Raw genomic sequence first — 25,757 nt, forward strand, 5'->3', positions numbered from 1 at the left:
GGCTCGACTTTCGGATGACTTCGGCGGCGTCCCTCACTTAGCAGTGTAGAACGCAGCGAACCAAACGGTTAACCCGACTCATCGGACTCAGGGCTTGGGCTGGGTGTCCTTGCCATCGCGCTTGTCGTCGCTGGGCCAAGGCGTGAGCATCGCGACGACGAACAGAATGCCGAACAGCACCGTCACCACCCCGCCTTTCATGACGTGCGTTTGGTCGTACAACAAACCGTGGATAGTGGCGAACGCTCCGGCCAACGTCATGAAGGCCGCAATCGAGGCGATGACGACGCGCAATTCCGAACCCATAGCGACTCCTGATCATGATCGGCAAGGGCGCCGCTGACGTACCTTCACGCGCGGCAACACCAGTCTACGCCGCTCCCCGCGGCACGCCTATTGCGTCGCATGACGAAACATTCCCGATGTTGACGCGAATCAAGGCCGCCGGGAGAACCCGCCCCCGGCGAGCAGCTACCGATCGGCGTCGATGGGTGTCGATCAGCGCCGCGCGGCCTGTCGCTTGGCTTCGCGCACCCAGCGAAAGTGCCCGCTGCGCAATAAGACGGGGCCCGAAAGCCCCATCGTCAGGTATTCGCGCGTGAGCGCATGAATATGCGTTCGCCCGTGTTCGAAGGCGTGCAATAAATCGTCGGCGCGGGCCGAGTAAGCACCGAAATGATCTTCCAGGGCTTCGGCCGACACCGCGCAATCGATCGGCCGGCCATTGACGACAACCGCGAATTCGATCGTCAGATCCTCATAGTTGAACACGGGACGGTGATCCGGAAACTCGATTTGCATGGCTGCACCCCCGGTTGACGAAAGGACGCGTTCGACGTATCGGCCGATACGCTGCCTCCAGCATAGTGCATCGCCAGACAATCCGTGAGTCGCATCCCTTATCGCGTTGTCGCCGGCGATTGGGGGCCTTCGCCACCCCCTCACACCGCACAAATCACATCACGAAATTAGTGCAACCGATTGATTATCAACAACTATTAATCAATTTCCGTTACCTCGTTGATTGAGAAACTCGACGAATCCTGCGACAAACGCCGCCAGTTGCTGACGAACGGCGTCGTCCTGGAGATTTCCGTCGGCATCGATAATCTTGTTCGCGTGAGACACCATCAATCGCCCCTGCCACCAGGGCGTGGTCTGCAACGTGCGCAGCACCGGCATCCACGCGTTCTGGCTGAGGATCGTGCCGAAGCCGCCAGGCGACGCGCCCATGATCGCCACCGGCTTGTCGCGGAATACTCGCGCACTATCGGCAGGCGGTCGCGATAGCCAGTCGATCGCATTCTTGAACACGCCCGGCATACCGTTGTTGTACTCCGGTGTGGCGAGCAACAAGCCATCGGCCTGTGCGATGGCGTCCTTGAGCGTGGCGACGGCAGCCGGAATGCCTTCGCTCGCTTCGAGATCCCCGTCATACAGCGGAATGCCATGCAACGTGCGGATATCAAGCGTGACGCCGGCAGGCGCTACCGCCTTCGCCGCCGCCAGCAGTGCCGTGTTGTACGAGCCCTTGCGCAGGCTGCCGGACAAACCAATGATCGTCGTCATCACGTCGACTCCTATGGTGAAACGTGGGAAGTGATGGCGGGGCGACCACGTTGCCAGCCGCCCGCCATTCCATACCGCTTATGCGGCACGCTGAAACGAATACAGGCTGCCCAGGCCGAGCAACTGCGTGAGTTCGTCGAGGGCGCTGCGGCATTCGTCGAGCAACGCCGGGTCGGCAAGGTCGCCCACCGCCAGTTCGTCGCGATAGTGGCGCTTCACCCATTCGGTCAGCGTCGCGTAACGCGCGTCGTCGATCCATAGCCCCGGGTGCGTGGCCTTGCGCTCTTCGTCGGTCAACACCACGCGCAGGCGCAGGCATGCGGGTCCGCCGCCGTTGCGCATGCTCTCGCGCAAATCGAACACGTGCAACTCGCGAATCGGTCCACCCCTGGCCACCAGCGATTCGAGATAGCGCCACACGGCCGGACGCTCGCGGCACTCCTGCGGCACCACCAACGACATCCCACCGCCCGACGCTGGCGCTCGCGCGAGCAACTGACTGTTGAAGAGATAACTGCCGACGGTGTCCTCCATCGACACGTCGTCTGCGCCGACCTCCACTACCTCCAGTGCCGTGCCTCGCGCAGCAAGCCGCTCGCGAAGCGTCGCCAGCACCGCGGCCTGATCGACGAACGCCTGCGCGTGGCAGAACAGCACGTTGCCATTGCCCACCGCAATGACGTCGTTATGGAAGACCCCGGCGTCGATGGCGTCGGGATGCTGCTGCGCAAACACCACGTCGTCCTGAGCCAGCCCGTGCAGACGCGCAATCGCCTGACTCGCCTGCAACGTCTGACGTGCGGGAAACCGGCGAGGTGCGGGTGCGCTCGCCAGATCGTCCCGTCCGTAGACGAAGAATTCGACCCCGCGCTCGCCGTAGGCCCCGCACAGCCGCGTATGGTTCGCCGCGCCCTCATCCCCCAGGGACGGCCAGCCCGGCAAGGCATCGTGATGCGCGAAGCGCGCCTCATCCGGGAATGCGGCGCGCAGAACGCGTGAGGTCGTCTCGTGCTCGAAGGCGCGGTGCAACTTGCTGCACAGATTCGCCGCCGTGAAGTGCACCCGGCCGTCCGCCGTGTCTGCCGACGGGCTGACCGTTGCGGCATTGGCCGTCCACATACTCGCGGCCGAACACGCCGCTCCCAGCAGCTCTGGGGCGGTGCGTGCCGCCTCGCGAATGACCGTCCGGTCGTCGCCGCTGAAGCCAAGTGTACGCAGCAAGGCCACCGACGGGCGCTCCTGCGGCGGCAATACGCCCTGGGCGTAGCCGAGATCCGCCAACGCCTTCATCTTGGCAAGCCCCTGCAATGCGGCCTCACGCGGATTGGAGACGCGATTGGCATTGTTTGCCGAGGCGACGTTACCGAACGACAACCCCGCGTAGTTATGGGTGGGGCCGACCAATCCATCGAAGTTGGCTTCGAGGGCAAAACGCGTCATATCCATTCCTGAGAAAGCGAAAACCGGGTCGATAAACGAAAATCAGTCCGCGGCAAAGTCCAGGCCGGGACTGAGATGCTCGGGCAGGGTCACACAGTCGGCCTCCATCGAGGCCATCGGGTACGCGCAATAATCGGCCGCGTACCACGCACTGGGACGGTGGTTGCCGGACTCGCCGATGCCCCCGAACGGCGCCGCGCCTGCCGCGCCCGTCGTCGGCCGGTTCCAATTGACGATGCCCGCGCGGATCTCGGCGAGAAAGTGTTCGTAACGCGCGGGATCGTCGGACAGCAGGCTGGCCGCCAACCCGTAGCGCGTGCGATTTGCCAGCGCAAGGGCCTCGTCGAACGTGTCGTAGCGCAGCACTTGCAGCAAGGGACCGAAATACTCTTCGTCCGGCAACGCATCGCGCGCGGCCACCGACGTCACGTCGATCAGCCCCGGCGTGAGCAAGGCCGAACGGCCGTCCGGCTGGGCGAGCGGCAGAATCACGCGGGCGCCGAGCGCCATCAGCTCAGCCTGGGCCGCGGTCATGCGACGCGCTGCCTGCAACGACACTACGGCCCCCATGAACGGCTGCGGCTCGGCGTTGTATCGTCCAACGACGATGCGTTGCGTCACCGACGTCAACCGGTCGATGAACGCGTCGCCTTGCGGTCCACGCGGCACGAGCAGGCGACGGGCGCACGTGCAGCGTTGTCCCGCGGAGAGGAACGCCGACTGAACGCTTACATGGACGGCCGCGTCAACATCGGCAGGGGCATCGACGATCAGCGGATTGTTGCCGCCCATCTCCAGTGCGAGGATCTTGCCTGGCCGTCCGGCGAACTGCTGATGCAGCGCGCGGCCGGTGGCGGAGCTGCCGGTGAAGCACAGGCCGTCGATACCGTCATGCGCGGCGAGCGCCGCCCCGGTATCGCGCCCGCCCTGCACCAGATTCAGTACCCCCGGCGGCAGGCCGGCGTCGATCCAGCATCGCAAGGTTTGCTGTGCCACGCCAGCGGCCAGTTCGCTGGGCTTGAAGACGACCGTGTTGCCCGCGAGCAGTGCCGGGACGATATGCCCGTTGGGCAGGTGACCGGGAAAGTTGTATGGCCCGAACACCGCCATCACGCCATGCGCGCGGTGGCGTACGACACTCTGCGCATCTGCCACCGCGCTGCGCCGCTCGCCCGTACGCTCCTGGTAGGCTTTCGCCGAATGCGTGACCTTTGCGACCATCGTCGCCACTTCGGTGCGCGCTTCCCACAGCGGCTTGCCGGTCTCTCGTCCAATGGCGTCGGCAAGCGTTTCGGTTCGCGTGCCCACGATCGCCGCGAAGCGCTGCAACACCGCCAGTCGCTCGTCCACACTGTGCCGTGCCCAATCGCGCTGCGCGCGCCGAGCGGCCTGAACGGCGGCGTCGACATCGGCCGCATCGGCCGCGCGGCCCTGCCAGACGACATCGCCCGACATGGGATCGAGCGTGCGCAATGCCCCCCCGTTGGCAGTGCGCCAGACACCTTCGACGTACAGATCGGTCATGAACGGCAATCCCCGAGGCCACGCGCAATGGTGCGGCGTGCAATGCGGATCATGATGACATGGATTCGACTGCCGGAACAATGCGTGCGCGCCGAGTGCCCCGACAACACCGCATGGACAGGGCGTTTCCTGGCATGCGCGCGATCGCACACCGGTCCTGCCAACGACGCGCATAGAATACGAGTCTGCCTGTCTGGAGATCCCTCATCATGACCGACGCCAATCGTTCGGCCCTGCACCACTGGCTAAGCGACGTGCGCGAATCGCGCCCCACCGAGTGCAGCGAAGGCATCGATCCCTGTGGCGTACGCTGGCAACGCCATGCGGAAGGGGTGCTCGAACTGACCCCCGTCAACACCGGCCAAGTGACAGGCACGACCCGCACGACTGACAAGCCCGGTCGTCCCCGCTTCGATGCCATCCTTTCGTGCGGCATCCACGGCGACGAAACCGCCCCGATCGAGATCGTCGACCGCATGCTGCGCGATATTGCCGACGGCCATCTGACACTGCGCGAGCGGGTGCTCGTCGTGCTCGGCAACCCCGATGCCGTGCGTGCCGGCAAGCGGTATCTCGAGTATGACCTGAACCGGCTGTTCCACGGCGCGCATGCCAAGCGCCCGGAGTCGCCTGCCGTACAGCGCGCACGCGAACTCGAAGTGATCGTGGCGCAGTTCTTCGACGCGTCGCGCGGTGCGCGTCGTCTGCGCCGCCACGTCGATATGCACACGGCGATCCGGGCGTCGCTTTTCCCACGCTTCGCGGTCGTGCCAAGCCCGCCGCAGCACCCACCGGGCGATGACTGGATCGAGGCGCTCTCCGCAGCGGAGATCGAAGCCGTGATGTTCACCGAGCAGCCCTCCGTCACCTTTTCGTATTACACGTGTGCACACTTCGGCGCGCAGAGCTGCACGCTGGAGTTGGGAAAGGTCGCGCCGTTCGGGCAAAACCGTCTTGCGGACTTTGCCGGCATCGACGCCGCGCTGCGCCGCTGGTTGTCGGGCGGCGAGATGGGGGCGCGCGACGACGGCAAGGTGCTGCACGCCAGGCGCTTTCGCGTCGCCGCCGAAATCGTGCGCCGCACCGACGCGTTCGTCCTCAACGTCGCGGCCGACACGCCGAACTTCACGCCCTACGCCGTCGGCACCGTGCTGGCGCGCGACGGCGAGACCACCTATACCGTCTCGCATCCGGAAGAGCGGATCGTGTTCCCCAACCCCGACGTCGCGAACGGTTTGCGTGCCGGCGTCATGGTGGTCCCCGATGCGTAACGCGCGACGCACAGGGCGGTCAATCCCCGATCACGCGTTGTGAGATGCGCTGAAGCCGCTACGCAGCATTGCGAATGAACGACTTCAAACGCCTGTCCAGGCGTGGCCGTCCGGGACAGACGGGCGTAGCATCGCCCGCTTCATTTCGTCCCTTCATGCCTGAGGCCCGGCACCTCGCCGCCGGCCGAGTCCCGCCATCGACGCCATGCTCCGCAATTGCTTCTCATGCCTTCCGCCAAGGCTTCACCCGTCCGATATCCCGCTCGCCACCCCCGGCGTACACGACGCCGAGCGACGCGAGCCCATTACCCCGCTGGAGGAAGATTTCGTCCGCGCCCAGCAAGCCGCCGCGCAGGCCAGTCTCATGGCCGATGCGTCTCCCGTTCCGATGACGATGCCCGCGTGCCAGAGTCCTGGCGCAGGTGCCGCCAGAGAGTCCGCTGCGCTTGCGCCGCCGCCCGTCCTGCGTACGTCGTCCGCCCCCGCCGCGCCATCGCGACCGTCGACGGTCGATGCGCCGACCTTCACGATCGACCGGTATGAAGGGCCGGGGGCAAGCCGCGCACTGCGCATCTTCGATGCGCTGTGGCAGGAGGTCGCGCTGCCGGCCCTGGACGCGTTGGCCCCCCCTGTCGCCGCCAACGGGGGGCGCGACCGGCTGACGCCACTTGCGCCCCCGTGGCCTGACGGCCTGCCAGCGCCCGGCGGCATGACGACGCAACCCTGGCACGAGACCTTGTATGCGCATCTGCATCGGCAGGCCCGAACGCTGGCCCTCCATGGCTTCGACGTCGCGCAAGTGAGCGAGCGTCTCGACGCGCTGTTACGCGAGCAACGGCCGGTGTTGTCGTGGCGCGCGTTCTGCATTGGCACGCTTCGCGATGCCCTCCCGTTCGCTACCGGTTCCACCGTCGCCTCACTGCTGGCGGAGCTCACGGATCCCGCCCGATCTCAAGCCCCACTCTGGCCACCGTTGGCCGCGCTGGCGATCGTGCTGATCAATCTGCTCGGCATGGCGGGCTTCAACGCGACCCAACGACAGTTTCGCAACCGGATCGCGCGCACGACTCCGGCAGCCGACCTGGAGGGCTTGAGCGCGATCCTGTCCACCCCTTATCGCGCAGCCTTTGCGCAAGTGCTTGGCTTCGTGTTTTGCTACGGCGTGCTGCGCAACGGCGCCCGATACGGCATCGAACGCGGTGTATCCCACTGGTTTCCCGGGATCTTCACGCGCCGCTTCGGTGATACGCTGCACGCGGCACTGGAGATTCCGCTGGCGCCCATCCCGGGTCTGACGCTGCTGCCGATCATCCACCAGTTGGGAACGACCCGGCACAACGCGAGCCTGCAAATCCTCACGCAAGACAACCTCGCCGAATTGCTGATCGACACCGCACGACAGGCGCCTGCGCCTCGCGAATGGCACGCCTGCCTGCAGGCGTTCATGCACGACGTCGGCGCCATGCTCCGCTCGGCTCCCCCCCGGCTTATCTGGTTCGCGCTCACGACCACCTTCTACTACCTTGCGTGGATGGGCGACGGGTCGGCGCATGGTCACGGCCGCCACAACACCCTGGTGTCGAACGACAGCGCCACTGCCCTCAATGCCACACAGTCGCCCTCCGGCACCGATGCGCCGAGCCTGGTGGAAGACGCGCATGTCTTCGCAGTCCTCGACGTGCTCTACGGTCTCATCGGCCTCATTTTCTCGATCGGTCACAGCGCCGCGCAGCGCGAGGACATTCGCACTGCGCACGAACGTCGCGCGCCGCGACCGAAGATCAGCACCATCACGGTAGTGACGATCGCCGACTCGGGAGTATCGTCGTCAAGCTCCGTGTCAATGCGCCCCAACAGCCCATATGGCGCCGGCACCGGTGAAGTGAACAACAACAGGCTTGCAAGCCCGACGCTCGCCATTGCCGAATCCCCCACGTCACTCGTAGCATCCACATCCCACACATCACCCGTAGCACACGTAGCACACGCTTCGCAGGCAACGCGCGCCGCGGCATCCCCGTTCTCGGGCAGCCATCACGTCGATGACTGGCGTGCGAGCCGCCGGCCAGCGGGCGCACGACGACACGGCACGACAATGGCGCCAGGTGCGCTAAACCCGCCACAGCGTTATGCAAGGTGGCCCAGCGCCGCCTCCCAAGCGTCGGAAGACTCGGACGACGAGCCCCGGGAAACAACACCCCTGTGAAGCGCCGGCGCAGCGCACTTGCCCTGCCCGCGCCGGCGTGGCATCGTGCACCTCATGTGCGCACCGTGTGCGACTTGTGCGCCCGGACGTTTGTTGATGCGCGTTCGCCCCCTGCCTGCCGGAGTCTTCATGCTTTCCACCCCCCCGAGCGAACTCGCCCGTAACCTGCTGGTCATTCTTGTGCTCAGCCTGTTGATGATCGGCACGTTATGGATTCTGCTCCCGTTTCTGCCGGCATTTATTTGGGCGGTGACGATCGTCGCGTCCACCTGGCCGCTGCTCATTGGCCTGCAACGCCGCCTGTGGGGAAAGCGATGGCTCGCCACCACCGTCATGATCATCGGCATGCTTGTGATCGTCGTCGCGCCGCTGTCCGCCGCGATCGGCACGCTGATCGGGCACGCCTCCGACATCAGCGAGCAAGTGCATTCCATTGGGCAACGCGGCCTGCCGATGCCGCCCGACTGGCTGATCCGCATCCCCGTGGTAGGCCAACGAGCCAGCGAAGAGTGGCAGGCGCTTGCCGCCGCCGGCCCCGGGGGTCTCGTCGCGAGGATTCAGCCGTATGCCGTCAAGGCGGCCGCGTGGGGATTCTCCAAGCTGGGGTCGATCGGCCTGCTCGTGGTTCACCTCGGCCTCACGCTGATCATCTCCGGCATTCTCTTCATGCAGGGGGAGCGCGCGGCGCGAGCGTTGATTCGCATCGCGCGACGCCTCGGCGGCGACCGAGGCGAGGAATCGGTCCGGCTCGCCGGGATGTCGATTCGCGCGGTGGCGCTCGGGATCGTGGTCACGGCCGTGACGCAGTCGCTGCTCGGCGGCCTCGGTCTGTGGTTGACGGGCGTGCCGCTGTCGGGCTTCCTGACGGCGCTGATGCTGGTGCTGTGTGTCGCCCAGATCGGTCCGTTCCCCGTGTTGCTCTCGAGTGTGGCGTGGCTCTATTGGCAGGACAGTCCGACGCTCGCCACGCTGCTGCTGGTGCTGTCGGTCTTCATCGGCATGCTGGACAACGTCATGCGCCCGATGCTGATCCGCCGGGGGGCCGATTTGCCGATGACGTTGATTCTCGCGGGGGTGCTCGGCGGAATGCTGACGTTCGGGATCGTTGGCCTGTTCGTCGGCCCGGTGATTCTGGCAGTGACCTATACGCTGCTCAATGCCTGGATCAACGAAGGCCTGAACCGTGCACCGCTGTCGCCGAGCGGCGCACCACCGGCCGCACCAACCGCGCCCAAGCCGGAGGCGTCATCGCCTGACGCTGCGGCGGCGCATCCGACCCATCCCCCGGGGACACCGAACGACAAACGCTCGTGAGCGCTGTCACTGGCGACGGTGGGCTGTCACGCCCATCGGACGCATTTTTCGGATTGCTTCACCTGTCGCCGCTCGCCGCAACGTGGCTAAATACTTCCCGTACTCACTGGATTTCGGGAAATATCAAATGCCACACGCCACAGCCTCCCCACAGCCCGTTCTGCGCGCGCGGCGCTCGCTGCGCGTGCCGCGCCGCGCCCGTGTCGGCGATCCCCCGCTGTTACGCCGGGTCGGCAACGAACTCGCCTACACGCCCACGCGGTGCCGCGTGAGCGCAAGCCTGATGGTCGGTCGCATCAATCCGTGGTGGCAACGATTGTCTCCGGCAGGTCTCAGTGACACTCGCGTGTGCGAGATATCGCCATGCGCATAAACGACAAACGCGCTTATCTCGCCTTCGCGGGCAGGATCTGACCCGAGACCTCGCCGAAGCCGATGCGGTAGCCGTCACCCTGGCACCAGCCGGCGATCATCACGGTATCGCCGTCTTCGATGAACGTGCGTTTCGCGCCGCTGGCCAGCGTGATCGGGTTCTTGCCGTTCCACGTCAGTTCGAGCAGGCTGCCGAACGAGTCCGGCGTCGGACCGCTGATCGTGCCCGAGCCCATCAGGTCGCCAACGCGCACATTGCAGCCCGAGACCGTATGGTGAGCGAACTGTTGCGCCATGCTCCAGTACATGTGACGGAAGTTTGTACGGCAGATGGACGTCGCCTGCGCGTCGCCGTCGGCTTGCATCAGCACTTCCAGTGCGATGTCGAACGCATGCTTGCCCTGCTGCTGCAGGTACGAGACCGGCTGGGGATTCTGCTCGGGGCCGGCCACGCGGAACGGTTCGAGCGCTTCCATCGTCACCACCCACGGCGAGATGGACGTGCCGAACGACTTGGCATTGAACGGGCCGAGCGGCACATACTCCCATTGCTGCAGGTCGCGCGCCGACCAGTCGTTGAGCAACACCATGCCGAAGATGGCCGCTTCCGCCGCATCCACGCTCAGGCTCTCGCCCAGCGACGTATCGCGACCGACGATGAAGCCGGTTTCGAGTTCGAAGTCGAGCTTGCGGCAGGCGTCGAAAATCGGACGCGGCGCATCGGGCAGCTTGATCTGTCCGTTCGGGCGATGAATCGGCGTGCCGCTCACAACCACGGAGCTGGCACGGCCGTTATAGCCGATGGGAATTTCTAACCAGTTCGGCAGCAGCGCGTTGGCCGGATCGCGGAACATGCTGCCCACGTTGGTCGCGTGCTCTCGGGACGAGTAGAAGTCGGTGTAGCCGGGCACTTGCACGGGCAGGTGCAGCGTGGCCTGTGCGAGCGGCACGAGCGCCTGGGCCCGCAGCGCGGCGTTTTCACGCAGGGTGGCTTCGCCGTCCATGGCGAGCAGCGACGTCAGGCGCGCGCGTGTGGCTCGCCACGCCGCGCTGCCCAGTGCCACGAACGCGTTGATGGCGGGCTGCGAGAAGACCGTCGCGCCGCTCGCCTCGGCGACCTTGAGCACGCCGGCGGCTTCGAGCGCCGCCAGATCCAGTACCTGATCGCCAATGGCCACGCCAACGCGCGGCGTCGGTTGCGACGCGGTGCTGAACACACCATACGGCAGGTTTTGCAGGGGGAAGTCGGTCACGCCAGTGTTGGCGGACGCGACCCAGCTTTGCGGGAGTGCGGACATGGGGAGTTCCTTGTTCGAGGTAGCGCATCGGCCGGCGCTGCGCCATCGATGGGCGCGGCCGACCGTGTCAGGGGTTGGCGACGTTGCGGCGCGAGGCCGCTTACTTCTGGTTCGGGTTGAAGTGTTTCTTCAGCCCTTGCCAGCAGGTGTAGTAGTTGTCCTGCCGCTGCTTGGTCTCCAGCGCAAAGCGCGTGGGACGGATGACCGCCGGCGTCTCGAACATGAAAGCCATCGTCGCGTCGACCTTGTGCGGCCGGCTCGTGTCGGCCGCGGAGGCCTTCTCGAACGTGTCCGCATCGGGGCCGTGGCCCGACATGCAGTTATGCAGGCTGGCGCCCCCGGGCACAAAGCCCTCGGCCTTGGCGTCGTACACGCCCTGGATGAGTCCCATGAACTCACTGGCGATATTGCGGTGGAACCAGGGCGGACGGAACGAATTTTCCATCGCCAGCCAGCGCGGCGGGAAGATCACAAAGTCGATGTCGTCCACGCCCGGGGCATTGCTTTGCGATTGCAGCACCAGGAAGATCGACGGGTCCGGGTGGTCGAAGCTGATCGAACCGATCGTGTTGAAGTGACGCAGATCGTACTTGTAAGGCGCGTAGTTGCCATGCCAGGCCACCACGTCGAGCGGCGAATGGCCAATATCGGCACGCCACAGCGCGCCGCCAAATTTCGCCACCAGCTCGAAGTCGCCTTCGACATCCTCATAGGCCGCCACGGGCGTGAGGAAGTCGCGCGGATTCGCCAGGCCGTTCGAGCCGATCGGGCCGAGATCCGGCAGACGGAACAACGCGCCATAGTTCTCGCACACATAGCCGCGTGCGCGGCCATCGGGCAGCGTCACACGAAAGCGCACGCCACGCGGCAGCACGGCGATTTCATAGGGCGCCACCTCGAGCACCCCGAACTCCGTCGCGATCCGCAAACGCCCTTCCTGAGGCACGACGAGCAACTCGCCGTCAGCGTTATAGAAGAAGCGGCCGTCCATCGACTGATTCGCCGCATACACATGAATGCCGCAACCGCGCCCGGCATCCGGGCCGCCGTTGCCGGCCATCGTCACCATGCCGTCGATGAAATCAGTCGGCGCGTCGGGCATCGGCAACGGATCCCAGCGCATTTGGTCGGGAGGCGTCGGCACGTCGTCGAAATGGCTCAGCCAGCGCGAGGTCGCAATGGCGGAAAACGGCTTGTGCATCGCGGCAGGACGAATGCGATACACCCACGAGCGACGGTTATGACCGCGCGGTGCCGTGAACGCCGTGCCCGAGAGTTGTTCCGCATACAGGCCGTACGGCGCACGCTGCGGCGAGTTCTGCCCGACAGGTAGCGCACCCGGCAATGCTTCCGTCGCGAACTCGTTGGCAAAACCGGACAAGTAGCCCAGTTCCCCCTGAATTTGGTCTGCTTGACGCATGAGTGGCCTCGTCTCCTGATATCGAATGGAAACATTGTCCGACAAGCGGTTCAATTTTGCGATATAAATAGATGAATCCACTCTATTCATAATGCGAATAATATCGCCACCTCATGATTTCCTTACGCGACGTCGATTTGAACCTGCTGGTCGTTTTCCATGCGGTCCTCACGCATCGGAGCATCTCTCAGGCGGCACGCGAGTTGGGCTTGTCTCAACCCGCGGTCAGCAACGGTTTGGCCCGCCTGCGACAGACGTTTGACGACGAACTCTTCACGCGTACCGGCACGGGGATGCAACCCACGCCGTTCGCTCAGGCGCTCGCCGAGCCAGTCTCGGCCGCTCTGGATGGCCTCTCGCGCGCGATCAATCACCGGGAGGCGTTCGATCCCGCAACCAGCCAGCGGGAATTTACGTTGGCGATGACGGATGTGGGGGAGGTGTACTTCATGCCGGCGCTCGTCGATCTGTGTACGCGGCTCGCACCTGGTGTACATCTGCGCACCGTCCGGGCGACGCTGCCCGACCTGAAGGAGGCCATGGCGTCGGGGCGCATCGATCTCGCGGTGGGGGCGTTCGACGATCTGACCGGGCCGTTCTTCCAGCGCCGCTTGTTTCGTCAACAGTATGTGAGCCTGTTTCGCATCGGCCACGCACTCGACAACCCACGCGCCGGGCTGGCGCAATTCCAGGCAGCGCGCCATCTGTTCGTCACCACCGGCGACAATCCCTACGCGCGCGTCAATCAACTTTTGGCACAGGCCGGCTTCGGTGCCGACGCCAATGTCTGGGTTCCCCACTTCATCGCCGTGCCCTACGTCGTGAGCGTCAACGATCTCGTGGTCACCGTGCCGCAGAAATTCGCCGAACGCGCTGCCGCACCGTTCGGTCTGCGGTTCGTCAAGCCGCCGCTCCGGCTTCCGGCGCTGCAAACGAATGTGTTCTGGCATCGTCGCTACCACCAGGACGGCGGGAATCAGTGGCTACGTCAATTGATCTCGGAGCACTTCGCCGAGTCGTGAAAGCGAGCAACCGAGCGCCTGACACTGCCGTCAGGTGTCGCTGGCGATGGCATGTCCTTGCGCACGCAGCCAGTCGTTCCACGCTGCGTCGAGCACGTCGAACGCGGCCTCCATCTGCCCCACTGACGCCTGCGGCGCCAGATGCTCCACTTGCGCCGCAAGCGATGCCAGCGAACTGAGCCCGAATGCCATGAAGCCGCCCCGCAGACGATGTGCGGAGTGACGAAGCGAGTCGCGCGACACGTCGGCCAGCGCCGCCCGGCAGTTCGCGATGTCCTGATCCGCAATCTTGACGAACGTGTCGAGCATGTCCGACAGCGGCGCTCGCCAGTCCTTCGCGGACGTCGTATCGGATGACGGTCTCGGCGCGCTGTCGATCGGTTCGGAAGACGCCGGCAGCGGCGCAATGTCCACGCATAGCGAGGGGTAGCGCTTGCGGACAAGTTCGATGACGCGCAACAACGACCGGGCATCCACCGGCTTGTAGACGATGGCGTCGTACGGCGATGACGCTTCGCCGTCGCTGCGCATCGTAACGTCGGCCGTTGCCACGATCACCGGCACATGGGGCGCACGCGCCTTGATTTGCGTGGCCAACGCGTGTCCGGAGAGGTGCGGCATGTTGGCGTCGGTGATCACCAGCATGTGCGAGTCGGCATCGAACGCGTCGAGCGCTTCTCGCGGGTCGTGATAGCAATCGACCATCGCGCCGAGCCCTTCCAGTTGCCTCGACAGCAACATGCCGCTGATCGGATGGTCGTCCGCGACAAGCACATACCATCCCGCCAGCGGCTTGACGCGCGTCTGCTGGCCGGCCGCGCCCGGCAAGTCGCCGCGCCCGGGCAGCCTTGGCAACGACGCCAGATCGAGCGCGTCCCAAAGCTCCGCCTGCTGGAATAGCGAGATGTCGCGCGGCCACGCCGGTGCGCTGCCGGTCGGGCGATCGACGGGGCTCGAGCGCAGCAGATAAACCGCCGCGCCCGCCATGCCACGCACCGGCCATTCGTCGGCAAACATGAGCAGACCCGCATCCTGAACGCGTCCGTTGCCCGACGACCACGATACGGCGTCGTCGTACCGGACAGGCGTGTAACCTGCGCGACGAATCAACGCGTCGAGATACGCATGGCGACGAACGAGTCCGCTCACATACGCAAACGTCTCGCCCGTTCCGACGACGGGGACCCCCTCGCTGTCCGACGCCCAGGGCAGACGAAGCGTGAAGCGCATCGTCGTGCCCTCCCCCTCCTGACTGTCGACCTGCAGCACGCCGCCGAGCATACCGACGAACTGATGCGAAATCGCCAGCCCCAAGCCGGTACCGTGTTGCATGCCCGGCTCCGACGTGCTCTTGCCGAAGGGCCGGAACAGGTCCGCCAGATCGGCCGCCGCAATGCCAACGCCGCTGTCGCTCACCGTGAAGGCGACGTCGCAGCCTTGTGAGTCAACGTGCGTCGCCATCGCGCTGAAGGCGACGTGCCCCTTCTCGGTGAACTTGATGGCGTTGCCAACGAGATTCGTCACGACTTGCCCCAGTCGCAGGGCGTCGGTATGGACCGCACGCGAGAGCTGCGGATCGATCATCCAGTCCAGCGTGAGTCCCTGCAACCGCGCACGTCCCGTAAAGGACAACCCGATGGCTTCGAGCTCCTTGAGCAGCGACCCGTCGCGACGATTCAGCTCGAATCGACCGACCTGAATCCGTGAGTAGTCGAGCAGATCGTTGATGAGATCGAGCAAATTGCGCGTCGAACTCTCCATCACATCGACGTAATAGCGATGATCGTTGCCCAGATGCTGTGCGCTCAGCAATTCGAGCGACGCGAGCGTGCCATACAACGGCGTGCGCATCTCGTGGCTGACGGTCGTCAGGAAGACGTCCTTGGCACGATTGGCGCTCTCGGCGGCAAGCCGCGCCTTACGTTGCTCCAGCTCGAAGCGGCGCTGCTCCGTAACGTCGGAAAGCGTACCGATAAGCACCGGCTGTTCACGAAACACGGTATCGACGAAGCTCACGGCATAGTGGCGCTCGCCGGCATCGTCGACGGCGCTCAGCAAGCGGCGCGCCGGACGCGCCACCACACCGCTGTGCAGTTGGCGGTACATGCGCGTCAACTCGCCGTCGCCCAGCTGTCGCAGCAGATCGATGGTGCCCGCATACGCCGGATTGCTCATCACCACACTGGGCTCGAACGGGTCGATGATCGCCATGCCGACGGGAGCCGTTTCGATCAGCGTTTGGGTGAAGGCATCTCGTTCGAGCAGGGCCGTCGTGCGCCGACGTGCCGGCTCGATCATGCGCTGACGCATGTAGCGCATCCCGGCATACAGCGCGGCAGCATACAGGCACAGCAGCAAAGTGGCGCCGATCAATAGTGTGGCGCTCTGCCGCAACAGATCCACCGGGCGAACGGCATACCGGACGTACCACGGCGACGACGCCAGATGACGCTCGAACACCAGCCGCTCGCCGTCGTATCGCACCACCATTTGCGCGTCGCCAAAGAGCGGCAACGTGGCAAGCGTACGCAGATGCCCCAGCGACGAGAGCGGCGCGCCGGCGCTTGCCACCACAAACCCGTCCGCCGACACCAACTGAAGCGCTTCGCCCGTGTGCTCCAGCGTTCGCAGGCGGGGCGGCACGATCAGGTCGGGTGCCATGCTGGTGCCGACGTAGACCATCAGATGACCCTTGAGGTCACGGATCGGCACGAAGCTCGAGACCGCCGTCAATCCCGTTAGGGAATTGTTGTATGGGTAGGTCCAGAACGGACCGTCATTGTTTGCGGGACGACGCGTGGTGTAACGCTCGACCTTGTTGATTTCCGCGAGCATCGCGTTGGTGTCGTGCGCGAGATCGGTGGCACTGGCTGACGGCAAGTCGACCCTCGTCCGGCGAGCGGCAAACGCCCCGTCGGCCGAGATGATGAAGGTCTCGTCCTGTCCGCCCAGCGCACTCCAGAAGTTGGCGTCGAGAATCATCAAGCGCAGGGTGAGTCGCGCCAATACCTGTGCGCGCTCGGGCGGTATGTCCGCCAGCTTGACAATCTGGAAGTCACCCTCCCACCCGACGCCGGCAATACGCTTCGCCGTACCCACCGGCATGGCGAGCAGCGGTGTCAGAATCCGGTCGGTGAGCGATTGCGTGACACCGCCCGAGCGAACGTCGCTCGCCAGCGTGGCCTGCGCCATCGCATTGGCCTGCTCGTTGAAGATTTCAACGTCGCGAATTTCGTGGCCGACGGTCGCAAAGAACGCGGCCGTCTTCTGCCCCCCCTGCCAGACCATGCCGAACAACGCATAGGAGACCGCCGCAGCCCAGACCGACAACCCGAAGAGCAGGGCCAGCAGGCCACCAATACGAAGCAGGCGGCCGGCAATCGCGATGTCACGCGTCATCGTTGCGTCGGGCATGGACCCCAATGTCGTGTGTCGAGACAAACTCAGACGGCGCTCGGCGTTTCGACTTCGCCGTCGCGCGAAAACTGCACCGGGCTCGAGACGTGGAGCTTGAACAGCTCCATGTCGGTACGGCAGCCCAGCTTGCTCATCGCCATGCGCTTCTGGTTGTTGATGGTCTTGGCCGAACGCTTGAGGGCATCGGCGATCTGCGAGACGTTCAGGCCGTCCAGATACATGCGCAGGACTTCCATTTCCTTCGGCGAGAGCGGACGGCGCGCGGTCGGCTTGCGGCGCATCTGCTCCTCGAGAATCTGTTCGGCACGCCCGCCGCGATAGCTCATGCCGCGACGGCAGCGCTCCACGCAGACGGTGATTTCGCGCAGATCGTCGGACTTGGTCATCACGCCCAGCACCCCGCAGCTATCGAGCGCATGGATGATGGCCGGTTGTTCGATCGAAGTGAACACGATGATCTTGACGTCCGGATACTTGCGACGCACGCGGTTGATCATGACGAGACCGTCACCGAACGTACCGCCAGGCATACAGTAGTCGGTAATCAGCACGTCGACCGAATTCGTCTCCAGTGCCTTGAAGAGTTCCGTCGAGTTGGTCACGGGCGGCAGCACGTGAAAGCCCGGATCCGGGGACAGCATTTCACGCAGCGTCGAGGCGATGATCGGATGATCATCGGCGATCAGAATTTTTACCATCATTTTGCAGAATCCTATTAAATGAAGTCAGCCGTGGGCACGCGCGATCCTTCGCCGCATCTACGCGGTATCGCTATCCGGCGACGCCCGCGCCCTCGACTGTCGTCCAGGCGGAGCACGTCTTGTAGCCCGCCAGGCGCGATGCGCCGGCGCCGATAACGGGTTTGACACAGTATCGAAGGCGCACGCCGCGCAAGCCGGCCGACGGCATCATCTCGCGCGCCCGAGCGACAACGCGAATGCGCGTCGGCCCTGACGCCGCTTCCCATTGATGCACGCTCTGGGTCTCAGGCCAATCCGCCATCCATCGATACGTCCCGCTGACGACGTGGCCGACCTGCGGCGTGGCGCTCATCGCCACGGCGGCCGCCACCGGCCGCATTCGCGCTTCGCCCTCACGTGGCACCGCGACCCGTTGCCCCGTCGCCTCACTTTCGCGCACCTGCGCGGCACCCGACGCGCTCGCTGTCGATGCCTGGTATTCACTGCATCCTGCGAGCCACACCATCAAAAGCGCGCCGCTCAATCGTTTCAGGGTGGCGATGTTCAAGTGGCCCATGGCTTGCTTGGCACGCAAACAGCGGAACGAGGAGGACGCCGAAGCGTCGACATGTGTCGTGGTCATCGAGGCAAAGCCAATCGACTCGCTGCGTGACACGTCAACGTCACGCGTTGTTTGGCGACCAGCAGAAATATAGGATAAATCTACAAAATCCAACCATTTTGGCTCTGCTTATAGGAAATATCCTAATCCAAATTAGGTGGATGACTGAATGCGGCGCACGCGGCTTACGCAGTATGCGGAGCATCGATGCGGATATGACTCGGATTACGTACCCTTCACGCGCGTGCCACGTTTGAATGGACAACCCGGTGACGGAAAGATTCATTCGACGCGCCCCGGGCCTGTCAACCACAATGGGTACGCAACGTGGTACGAGGGCGCAAGTGACGTCGCCAGTCACTCACAAGAGGTAGCGATTACGGAAATGTCGGTATGTGCGGCGTGAAGGCACGCACACGGTTGGCGCATGTCAGGCCCCGAAGGCCTTGGCGACCATGCCCAGCGCGACGACGGCCATCAGCGCCGAGAAGATTTGCTGCAACCGTGACGCGGCGATGTGCGGTGTAAGTCCGCGTCCGAGCAACATGCCGACGATGGCGCCCGCGACGAACATCCACCCTTGGGCGCCCGGATGCATGCCGTTCCACCACGCGTTGGCGACCGTACCGGCGGAGATCAGCGCGATCACGAAAAGCGACGTCGCCACGACACCGTGCACCGTGATATCGGTGAAACGACGCAGCGCGGGGACGATCACGAAGCCGCCTCCCACCCCCAGCAGTCCCGACGCAAAGCCCGACACCGCGCCAATGGCGCCGAGCGTGCCCGCGACGCGCCGCGTCCAGTGCAACCGTCCCGTCGCCGGGTCCAGACGGCAGGGCGGTTGTGGCGCATCGCCCGTCAAGGCTGCGTTGCCGGTATCGACAGCACCACCGCGCGATGCGCGATACATGCGTGCAGCCACGACCATCATGGCAACGGCGAACAGTCCGACCAGCCAGCGTTCGGGCAGACGGTGCGCCATCCAGGTGCCGAGCGGCGCCACGGCAACCCCGATCCCGGCCATCAGCATTGCCGCACGGTAGCGCACAAGGCCCACGCGCAATCCGTGCGCGCTCCCAACGGCAGCGCTCGCGCCAACGGCGAGCAAAGCCACCGGCCCCGCTTGCGGCACGCCCCATCCCAGCCCGAAAACCAGCGCGGGCACCGCAAAGATCCCCCCGCCCGCACCGGTCAAACCCAGCACGAGGCCGACCGCAGCCCCCAGCAAAGCAGCCATCGGCGAAACACTCGAGAGTTCTGGGCGCATGAGCGGAAATCCGGCAGAAAGTGACTTGGCGGGCCAAATCACTATTAGTCATATGCTTATGACTGTGGATTATATAGATTCCGCAAACGCCCGAAAAGCCCCAGCCACCGGGGAACCCAGGGATCCAAGCACACGGAGAATATTGCGCAGTGCTGGCACCGAGCGCGCCAGTCTGGGTGTCTGCGTCGTCAGACAAGGTGGGCGACGCCGTTCGACGTCGCCACACCGTGCGCTGGCAAGCAGCCTGAAACGATGGGAAAGTTACTGACCTTGCGGCGGGGCATCGCGCTGGGCAACCGCGCCATCCGTGGCGTCGAGTTCGGCAAGGATATCGCCGGTATGCGCCCCTGGCGCGGGTGGATCCTGGTGCGTCACCGGGCGCTGCCCATTGATCCGGACGGGCGCGACAATAGCGTGCGTCGTTTCGCCGTTGGGCAGCACCATCGGACGTACCCATCCCATACGCGCCACTTGCGGATCCGCCAGGACACGCGAATAGGTGCTGATCGCCGTGCACGGCACGCCCACGGCCACCAGTCTGGCAAGCCAGACACCCCGATCCTCGAGCACGAAAACGGTTTCCAGCACTTCGCGCAGTGCGGCTTGATGACGCGCTCGCTCGCGCGCGTTAACGAAACGCGAGTCGTCGAGCAGATCGACGCGATGCATCAGCGCACAGATCGCCCGCCAATGCGCTTGCCCGTCGAGATCCATACCGAAATAGCCGTCTCTGGCCCGGAACGTCGGCCACGGCGCCGATGGCCCACCGAAGCGCGCCGCATCGCCGTCATGTTCGATGGGCTCGACATCCGCCAAGGGCGATAACTTGCCATGTGCCGAGGCTGTCGTTGGGCTGTCTCGATATCCTCCCGCCCCCGGCACAACGTCCGAGGGGACGGCCGACACGCGACTCGTCATCACGGCAGACGGTGCGCCAGGCACCAGTCCGGCGCGCTGCGCGGCTTGCGCCCCCTCATCGCCGGCCCGCAGCGCAGCGATGGCCAGCGTCGCGCCCAGCATCGGCACGTCAATGTGAACACCCTGCCCTTGCTGTTTGGCGGCAACGAGCGCCGACGATACGGAGAACGCCGCATAAAGCCCGGCGGCCAGATCGGCCACGGGCAAGTCTTGTGGCGGCTCCAGCCCGCCTGGCGACGCGCCCAGCATGCCGCGCAACGCGTCAATCGCCGGCACGCCGGACTGCGGTGCCGCCCGCAGGCCATCCTGGCCGAATGCCGAAATCGACACATAGACCAGGTGAGGCTGTACGACCGACAACGCGTCGTAACCAAGCCCGGCGCGCGCGAGCGTGCCGGGTGGCAGACATTCTATGACGACGTCCGCCCCGCGCACCAGCGTATGGGCGAGATTACGGCCTTCCAGGGTGAGCAAGTCGAGCGCGACGGCGCGCTTGTTGCGCCGCAAGCCGACCTGTGCCGAGGCGCCAAGCGGGCGTCGGCTATCGTTGGCTACGTCGTCGACGGGATCGTCGACCAAAATGACATCTGCGCCCATGTCGGCCAGTAACAAGCCGCAATAGGCACCCGCCGCGCCACGACAGAACTCGATGACGCGGACCCCCGAGAGTGGTGCATTCAATATCTGACCCCTATTTGCCTGGCGTTTCTTGTAGTTCTCAACCCTTGGCAACCGTCTGATGCGGTGTTCACGCATTCTAGAGCAATTACTCGACCCGGGTCACGGCAGAAAAATGGGCGCGGACCCGGCCCGTTGCCATCGGGCAACAGCGCTGTACCAGAGGGGCATCACGACACGCGCCTGACATGACCACTGCGGTTCGCGATGTGAAACGAGGTGCCGTGGAGGTGCCGTGGAGGTGCCGTGGAGGTGCCGTGGAGGTGCCGTGGAGGTGCCTTGGAGGTGCCTTGGAAGTGCCTTCTCATTGCCCGCGCACCACGCCTTTGCTCACAGCCAGCCCGCCTTGCGGAACTTGACGAACAGCAGCACATCGATGGTGATCATCACGGCGATGCACAGGGGGTAGCCGTATTGGAACTTCAATTCGGGGATATCGGCGAAGTTCATGCCGTAGATCCCGGCAATCATCGTCGGCACGGCAAAGAGCGCTGCAAATGAGCCCAGACGCTTGGTCGTCTCGTTCTCGGCGAGCGAGATCATGCCGAGATTGACGGACAGCGCGGTCGTGACCATTTCGCGCAGCAGATCGATGTTCTTCGTGATGCGCTGCAGATGGTCGAAGACGTCGCGGAAATACTCCTGCATGCCGCCACAGAGCTTGGGCGCCATCGCCCCGAACAGCTTGCTCACGGCCTCCATCAGCGGCACACAGGCATGTTGCAGTGTGATAAGCCGGCGCTTGAGCTGATACAGGTCTTCAATAATGGCGCGTCCCTTGGCGGGCGCATTCGGCGTGAAGATCTGCTCCTCGATCGCTTCGAGCTGCGCCTCGAGATCGTTGAGTACGGGGAAGTAGCTGTCGACGATGGCGTCCATGAGCGCGTAGAGCACAAAGATCGAGCCCTGACGCAACAGATTTGGCTCCTTCTCCGCGCGAGCGCGCACGGCACCGAGCCCCTGCGTGGCGTTCGAGCGCACCGAAAGCACGTAGTTGTGCCCGGCGAAGATCGCCACTTCGCCAATCGAATAATCGTCGTCGGCGTCTTTGTTCAGCACGTGGAGCACTGCGAACAAGGAGTCGCCGTACTGCTCGATCTTCGGACGCTGGTGACCGTGCTGCGCATCTTCGACGGCGAGGTCGTGCAAGCCGAATTCGTGCTGCATATGCGCCAGCTCGCCGGGACCGGGATCCTTGAGCGCCACCCAGACGAAGCAACCCGTTCGCTCGAGGTAGTCCGAGATCTCATCGGGATGCAGATCGGCAATCTTGCGGCCATCCTCGTAGGCCACGCAATTCACTAGCATTCGTCTTCCTGGTCAAGGCGACCCCCCTCCCCCCCCCGGCGCGAGACTCGGACACCACGAGCGGGCCGACCTCGACCGTCACGCCCCGCGGGTGTCCTGCGCCTTCGCCATGGGTTGCAGCGGCAGCCGGATATGAAGGACGCCCGCCTCCATCTCCTTGTCTTCGACAAAGCCGAGATGACGGGCGAGGGTCAGCATACGCGTATTTGCCGTGAGCACATAGCCAATCAGCTCACCGGTGCCGCGTTTGCGGCTGTACTCGACGATGTGTTCCATCAACGCGCGCCCAAGTCCGCGCCCTTGCGCCTGCGGACTCACCGTCACCGCAAACTCGGCGACCGTGTTGTCCGGATCGGCCAGCGCCTGCACGACGCCGAGCAAACGCGGGTTGCCGGCGTCGTCCTTTTCCGTGGCGACAAAGGTCATCGCGCGGTCGTAGTCGATCTGGGTGACGCGCGCCATCTGGGAATGCGAGAGTTCCTTGATCAGACCGAAGTACCGGAACTGTACGTCCTGAGGCGTGAGCGTGTGGAAGAAGGCCTTGTAGGCAGGCTCATCCTCCGGTCGGATCGGACGCACCCGCACCGGCTTGCCCCCGGCGTCGACAGTGCTCTCCAGTTCCTGCGGGTATGGGCGGATCGCCAGACGCCCATGCCCTGGCAACGCGGGGGAACGCGCCACGATGCGGGCGTCGAGCGCGAGCACGCCGTGCGCGTCGGCAAACAACGGATTGATGTCGAGTTCGGCAATCTCGGGCACGTCGCACACGAGTTGCGAGAGCTTCACGAGCGTGAGATAGATGGCTTCGTAATCGGCCGCAGGCCGGTTGCGGTAGCCGGCGAGCAGCTTCGACACGCGCGCGCGCGCCACCATGTCGCGCGCAAGATTGAGGTTCAGCGGCGGCAGACCGATCGTGCGATCGGCGATCACTTCCACAGCCGTGCCGCCCTGCCCGAACAGCAGCACCGGTCCGAACACGTTGTCCGTCGCCACGCCGACGATCAACTCGAACGCTTCGGCCCCGTTGACCATGCGCTGCACGGCATAGCCCGTCACGCTCGCCTGCGGCTGGGCGGCGAGCGCGCGCTTGCGAATCTGGCACGCCGCCTCGCGTGCCTGCTCGGCCGTCTCGATATTGAGCACCACGCCGCCCACATCCGACTTGTGCGTGATATCCGGCGAGATCAGTTTGACCGCGACCGGGAAACCGATCCGCTGCGCGAGTTCGCCCGCCTGCTCCGGGGTCTGGGCGACGAGCGTCTCCACCACCGGAATGCCATACGCCGCCAGCACCCCCTTCGACTCGGGTTCAGTGAGCAACGCCCGGCCCTCGCCCATCGCACCCTCGACAATCGCACGCACGCGGGCCACGTCGGGCGCGAAGCCCGGCGGGATCGACGGCGGCGTTTCCATCAGCAGCGACTGGTTGCGGCGATAGTTGACGGCTTCGAGAAACGCGCGCGCGGCGTTCTCCGGCGTGTCGTACGTTGGCCATCCAGCCTCACGGCAAATACGGCGCGCCCGCTCGGCCGTCGCGCCACCCAGCCAGCACGTAAACACATTCTTCGAAGGCTTCGGCAACGCGGCGAGGCCGTTCGCCACGTCCAGGCTCGGCATGACGGCCGTAGGCGCCTGAATAAACAGCACGGCCGCCGTCTCCGGGTCTTCACACAAGGCTTCGAGGGTGGCGGTATAGCGCACCAGATCGGCATCGCCGCCAATGTCCACGGGGTTTACGCGGCCAAGCGTCGTCGGCAGCACGGCATCGAGCGCGTCACGCGTCTTCCCGCTCAGCTGCGCGAGCTTGCCGCCATTGAGCACAAGCGCATCGGTGGCCATCACTCCGGCGCCACCGCCGTTGGTCATGATCGACAGTTTGTCGCCGTAGAACGGACGCAGGCGTGCCAGCGTCTCCACCGCCGCGAACAGATCGTCGGTTGTATCGACGCGCAACATGCCCGCGCGTCGGATCGCCGCGTCGTAGACATCGTCCGCGCCCGCCAGTGCCCCCGTGTGCGACGCCGCCGCCCGCGCCCCTTCCGGCACGCGCCCCGACTTGATGAGAACCACTGGCTTGTTGCGTGCCGCCGCACGTGCGGCAGACATGAACTTGCGCGCGTGACGGGTCGATTCCATATACATCAGGATGGCGTCCGTGCCGGGATCGCTCGCCAGGTAGTCGAGCATGTCGCCAAAGTCCACGTCGGCACTGTCGCCCAGTGAGACGAAGTGCGAGAAGCCGATCTCGCGCGCATCGGCCCAGTCGAGCACGGCTGTGGTGAGCGCGCCCGATTGCGACACGAAGGCTAGCTTGCCCGCGCGCGCGCCCATGTGGGCGAAGCTTGCGTTCAGTCCGATTCCCGGGCTGAGCAGCCCGATGCAATTCGGCCCGAGGATGCGCAGTACGTGCGGCTTGGCGGACTTGAGCATGCGGTCCTGCAGCGTCACGCCGTGGCGATCCTGTTCGCGGGCCAGCCCCGAGGTGAGCACCACCACGGCACGCGTACCAAGCTCGCCAAGATCGCGGATCAAATCGGGGACCGTCGCCGGCGGCGTACAGATCACAGCCAGATCGGGCGCCTGCGGCAAGTCGCCGACGTCGCGATAGCACTTGAGATTCGCGAGCGTCGCGTACTTCGGGTTAACCGGATAGATGTCGCCCTTGAAGCCCCCGTCGATGACGTTTTGCAGCACCGTCGTCCCCACGCGCCGCTCGCGCAGGGACGCGCCGATTACGGCAACCGACTTCGGTGCAAACATCTGGCTCAGATTACGGGTGGTCATGGGGACTCCGGGCGATCGGGAGGAAGGCATGCGAACGCTCGCCCCGGGGCATGGCCGGGGCGAGCGTTCGTCGTCAGTTCACGCTCTGTCGGTCTCGCGGCACCACCAGCGGGCCCCGGGGACGGCGCCCGCCAGGATCGACCTCAATCGCCGCGCAGGTGCGCCTCGACCTTCCAGAGGTGATCGTCAACGCCACGCGAGATTTCCGTGAACACGTCCGACGTGGTGGGATCACCGATTTCGGCCGATGCGTTGATCAGGCCGCGAATGATCTCGCCGTAAGCGGCCAGCGCTTCCGCCAGTGCGGCCGCGTGATCGAGTCCGCGTTTGAATTCGTTCTTGTAGACGGGCAGCTCGGTCTTCTCGGCGACGGTCTTGACGCGACCGTCGGCCACACCGCCGAGGGCCACGAGGCGCTCCGCACAAAGGTCGGCCCATTCGAGGGACGCGTTGTAGACATCGTCGAACAGCAAGTGCAGCTCGATGAAACCCGGACCGTGCACGTTCCAGTGTGCCTGCTTGGCCTGCCGCTGGACGTCGATGCCATTGACCAGTGCGCGACTTAGCTGGTTGACCGATTCGATGCGAATCTTTTCACCGAGGGTGTTACGCGTATGATTCAGAGCCATTTCACACTCCTGACG

The 25,757-nt window shown here is 64.9% G+C and carries 19 protein-coding genes; 4 read left to right on the plus strand and 15 right to left on the minus strand.

Annotation, left to right across the window (positions count from 1 at the left end):
- Positions 1 to 87: 87 nt before the first annotated feature.
- From PEP31012_RS08290 to astD, 5 genes are all read right to left on the minus strand, one after another.
- On the minus strand, positions 88 to 306 hold the full coding sequence (locus PEP31012_RS08290) for a DUF2964 family protein (RefSeq protein WP_150588893.1): 219 nt from the start codon (positions 304 to 306) through the stop codon (positions 88 to 90).
- 192 nt (positions 307 to 498) lie between these two features.
- Positions 499 to 801 (minus strand): DUF1488 family protein, encoded by a 303-nt coding sequence (locus tag PEP31012_RS08295; protein WP_150588894.1) that lies wholly within the window; start codon positions 799 to 801, stop codon positions 499 to 501.
- A gap of 201 nt (positions 802 to 1,002) precedes the next feature.
- Entirely contained in the window at positions 1,003 to 1,569 is a 567-nt protein-coding gene (locus tag PEP31012_RS08300; RefSeq protein ID WP_150588895.1) for an NADPH-dependent FMN reductase, read from the minus strand.
- Positions 1,570 to 1,647: 78 nt separating this feature from the next.
- On the minus strand, positions 1,648 to 3,009 hold the full coding sequence (astB, locus tag PEP31012_RS08305) for an N-succinylarginine dihydrolase (protein ID WP_150588896.1): 1,362 nt from the start codon (positions 3,007 to 3,009) through the stop codon (positions 1,648 to 1,650).
- Positions 3,010 to 3,051: 42 nt separating this feature from the next.
- Entirely contained in the window at positions 3,052 to 4,533 is a 1,482-nt protein-coding gene (gene astD / locus PEP31012_RS08310; RefSeq protein ID WP_150588897.1) for a succinylglutamate-semialdehyde dehydrogenase, read from the minus strand.
- A 209-nt stretch (positions 4,534 to 4,742) separates the two neighbouring features.
- Here astD and astE point away from each other — a divergent pair, with 209 nt between their 5' ends.
- The 3 genes from astE to ydiK all read left to right on the plus strand — a co-directional run bounded on the left by astE (position 4,743) and on the right by ydiK (position 9,324).
- Positions 4,743 to 5,804, plus strand: a complete 1,062-nt coding sequence (astE, locus tag PEP31012_RS08315; protein WP_150588898.1) for a succinylglutamate desuccinylase — start codon at positions 4,743 to 4,745, stop codon at positions 5,802 to 5,804.
- A gap of 205 nt (positions 5,805 to 6,009) precedes the next feature.
- A complete protein-coding gene (locus tag PEP31012_RS08320; RefSeq protein WP_150588899.1) occupies positions 6,010 to 8,010 on the plus strand; it encodes a hypothetical protein in 2,001 nt (666 codons plus the stop codon).
- Between the two features lie 129 nt (positions 8,011 to 8,139).
- Positions 8,140 to 9,324: an AI-2E family transporter YdiK gene (gene ydiK / locus PEP31012_RS08325; RefSeq protein WP_246171202.1), complete on the plus strand. Its 1,185-nt coding sequence runs from the start codon at positions 8,140 to 8,142 to the stop codon at positions 9,322 to 9,324.
- Positions 9,325 to 9,710: 386 nt separating this feature from the next.
- Here the strand turns inward: ydiK and fahA are convergent, their stop codons facing one another.
- Together fahA and hmgA are read right to left on the minus strand one after the other, a co-directional pair.
- Entirely contained in the window at positions 9,711 to 10,994 is a 1,284-nt protein-coding gene (gene fahA / locus PEP31012_RS08330) for a fumarylacetoacetase (RefSeq protein ID WP_150588900.1), read from the minus strand.
- Positions 10,995 to 11,094: 100 nt separating this feature from the next.
- Positions 11,095 to 12,414, minus strand: coding sequence for a homogentisate 1,2-dioxygenase (gene hmgA, locus PEP31012_RS08335; RefSeq protein WP_150588901.1), 1,320 nt, complete (start codon positions 12,412 to 12,414; stop codon positions 11,095 to 11,097).
- Between the two features lie 113 nt (positions 12,415 to 12,527).
- Between hmgA and PEP31012_RS08340 the strand changes: the two genes are divergently transcribed.
- Entirely contained in the window at positions 12,528 to 13,436 is a 909-nt protein-coding gene (locus PEP31012_RS08340; protein WP_150588902.1) for a LysR family transcriptional regulator, read from the plus strand.
- Positions 13,437 to 13,466: 30 nt separating this feature from the next.
- On the opposite strand, the gene PEP31012_RS08345 is transcribed toward PEP31012_RS08340, so the two are convergent.
- The 8 genes from PEP31012_RS08345 to dps all read right to left on the minus strand — a co-directional run bounded on the left by PEP31012_RS08345 (position 13,467) and on the right by dps (position 25,742).
- Positions 13,467 to 16,850 carry an ATP-binding protein gene (locus PEP31012_RS08345; protein WP_150588903.1) on the minus strand — a complete coding sequence of 1,128 codons (3,384 nt, stop codon included), beginning with the start codon at positions 16,848 to 16,850 and terminating at the stop codon, positions 13,467 to 13,469.
- A 29-nt stretch (positions 16,851 to 16,879) separates the two neighbouring features.
- A complete protein-coding gene (locus PEP31012_RS08350; protein ID WP_150588904.1) occupies positions 16,880 to 17,554 on the minus strand; it encodes a response regulator in 675 nt (224 codons plus the stop codon).
- Positions 17,555 to 17,624: 70 nt separating this feature from the next.
- Positions 17,625 to 18,176: a hypothetical protein gene (locus PEP31012_RS08355; protein WP_150588905.1), complete on the minus strand. Its 552-nt coding sequence runs from the start codon at positions 18,174 to 18,176 to the stop codon at positions 17,625 to 17,627.
- A 409-nt stretch (positions 18,177 to 18,585) separates the two neighbouring features.
- Positions 18,586 to 19,395 (minus strand): sulfite exporter TauE/SafE family protein, encoded by an 810-nt coding sequence (locus PEP31012_RS08360; RefSeq protein WP_150588906.1) that lies wholly within the window; start codon positions 19,393 to 19,395, stop codon positions 18,586 to 18,588.
- A 291-nt stretch (positions 19,396 to 19,686) separates the two neighbouring features.
- The gene (locus PEP31012_RS08365; RefSeq protein ID WP_174978170.1) at positions 19,687 to 21,024 is read right to left on the minus strand and encodes a CaiB/BaiF CoA transferase family protein; all 1,338 of its coding nucleotides are present in this window, start codon (positions 21,022 to 21,024) and stop codon (positions 19,687 to 19,689) included.
- 327 nt (positions 21,025 to 21,351) lie between these two features.
- The gene (gene corA, locus PEP31012_RS08370; protein WP_150588908.1) at positions 21,352 to 22,329 is read right to left on the minus strand and encodes a magnesium/cobalt transporter CorA; all 978 of its coding nucleotides are present in this window, start codon (positions 22,327 to 22,329) and stop codon (positions 21,352 to 21,354) included.
- 78 nt (positions 22,330 to 22,407) lie between these two features.
- A complete protein-coding gene (locus PEP31012_RS08375; protein WP_150588909.1) occupies positions 22,408 to 25,113 on the minus strand; it encodes a bifunctional acetate--CoA ligase family protein/GNAT family N-acetyltransferase in 2,706 nt (901 codons plus the stop codon).
- Between the two features lie 143 nt (positions 25,114 to 25,256).
- A complete protein-coding gene (gene dps / locus PEP31012_RS08380; protein ID WP_150588910.1) occupies positions 25,257 to 25,742 on the minus strand; it encodes a DNA starvation/stationary phase protection protein Dps in 486 nt (161 codons plus the stop codon).
- Positions 25,743 to 25,757 lie beyond the last annotated feature (15 nt).

The organism is Pandoraea eparura, assembly GCF_902459725.1.
GTDB classification, from domain to species: Bacteria; Pseudomonadota; Gammaproteobacteria; order Burkholderiales; family Burkholderiaceae; genus Pandoraea; species Pandoraea eparura.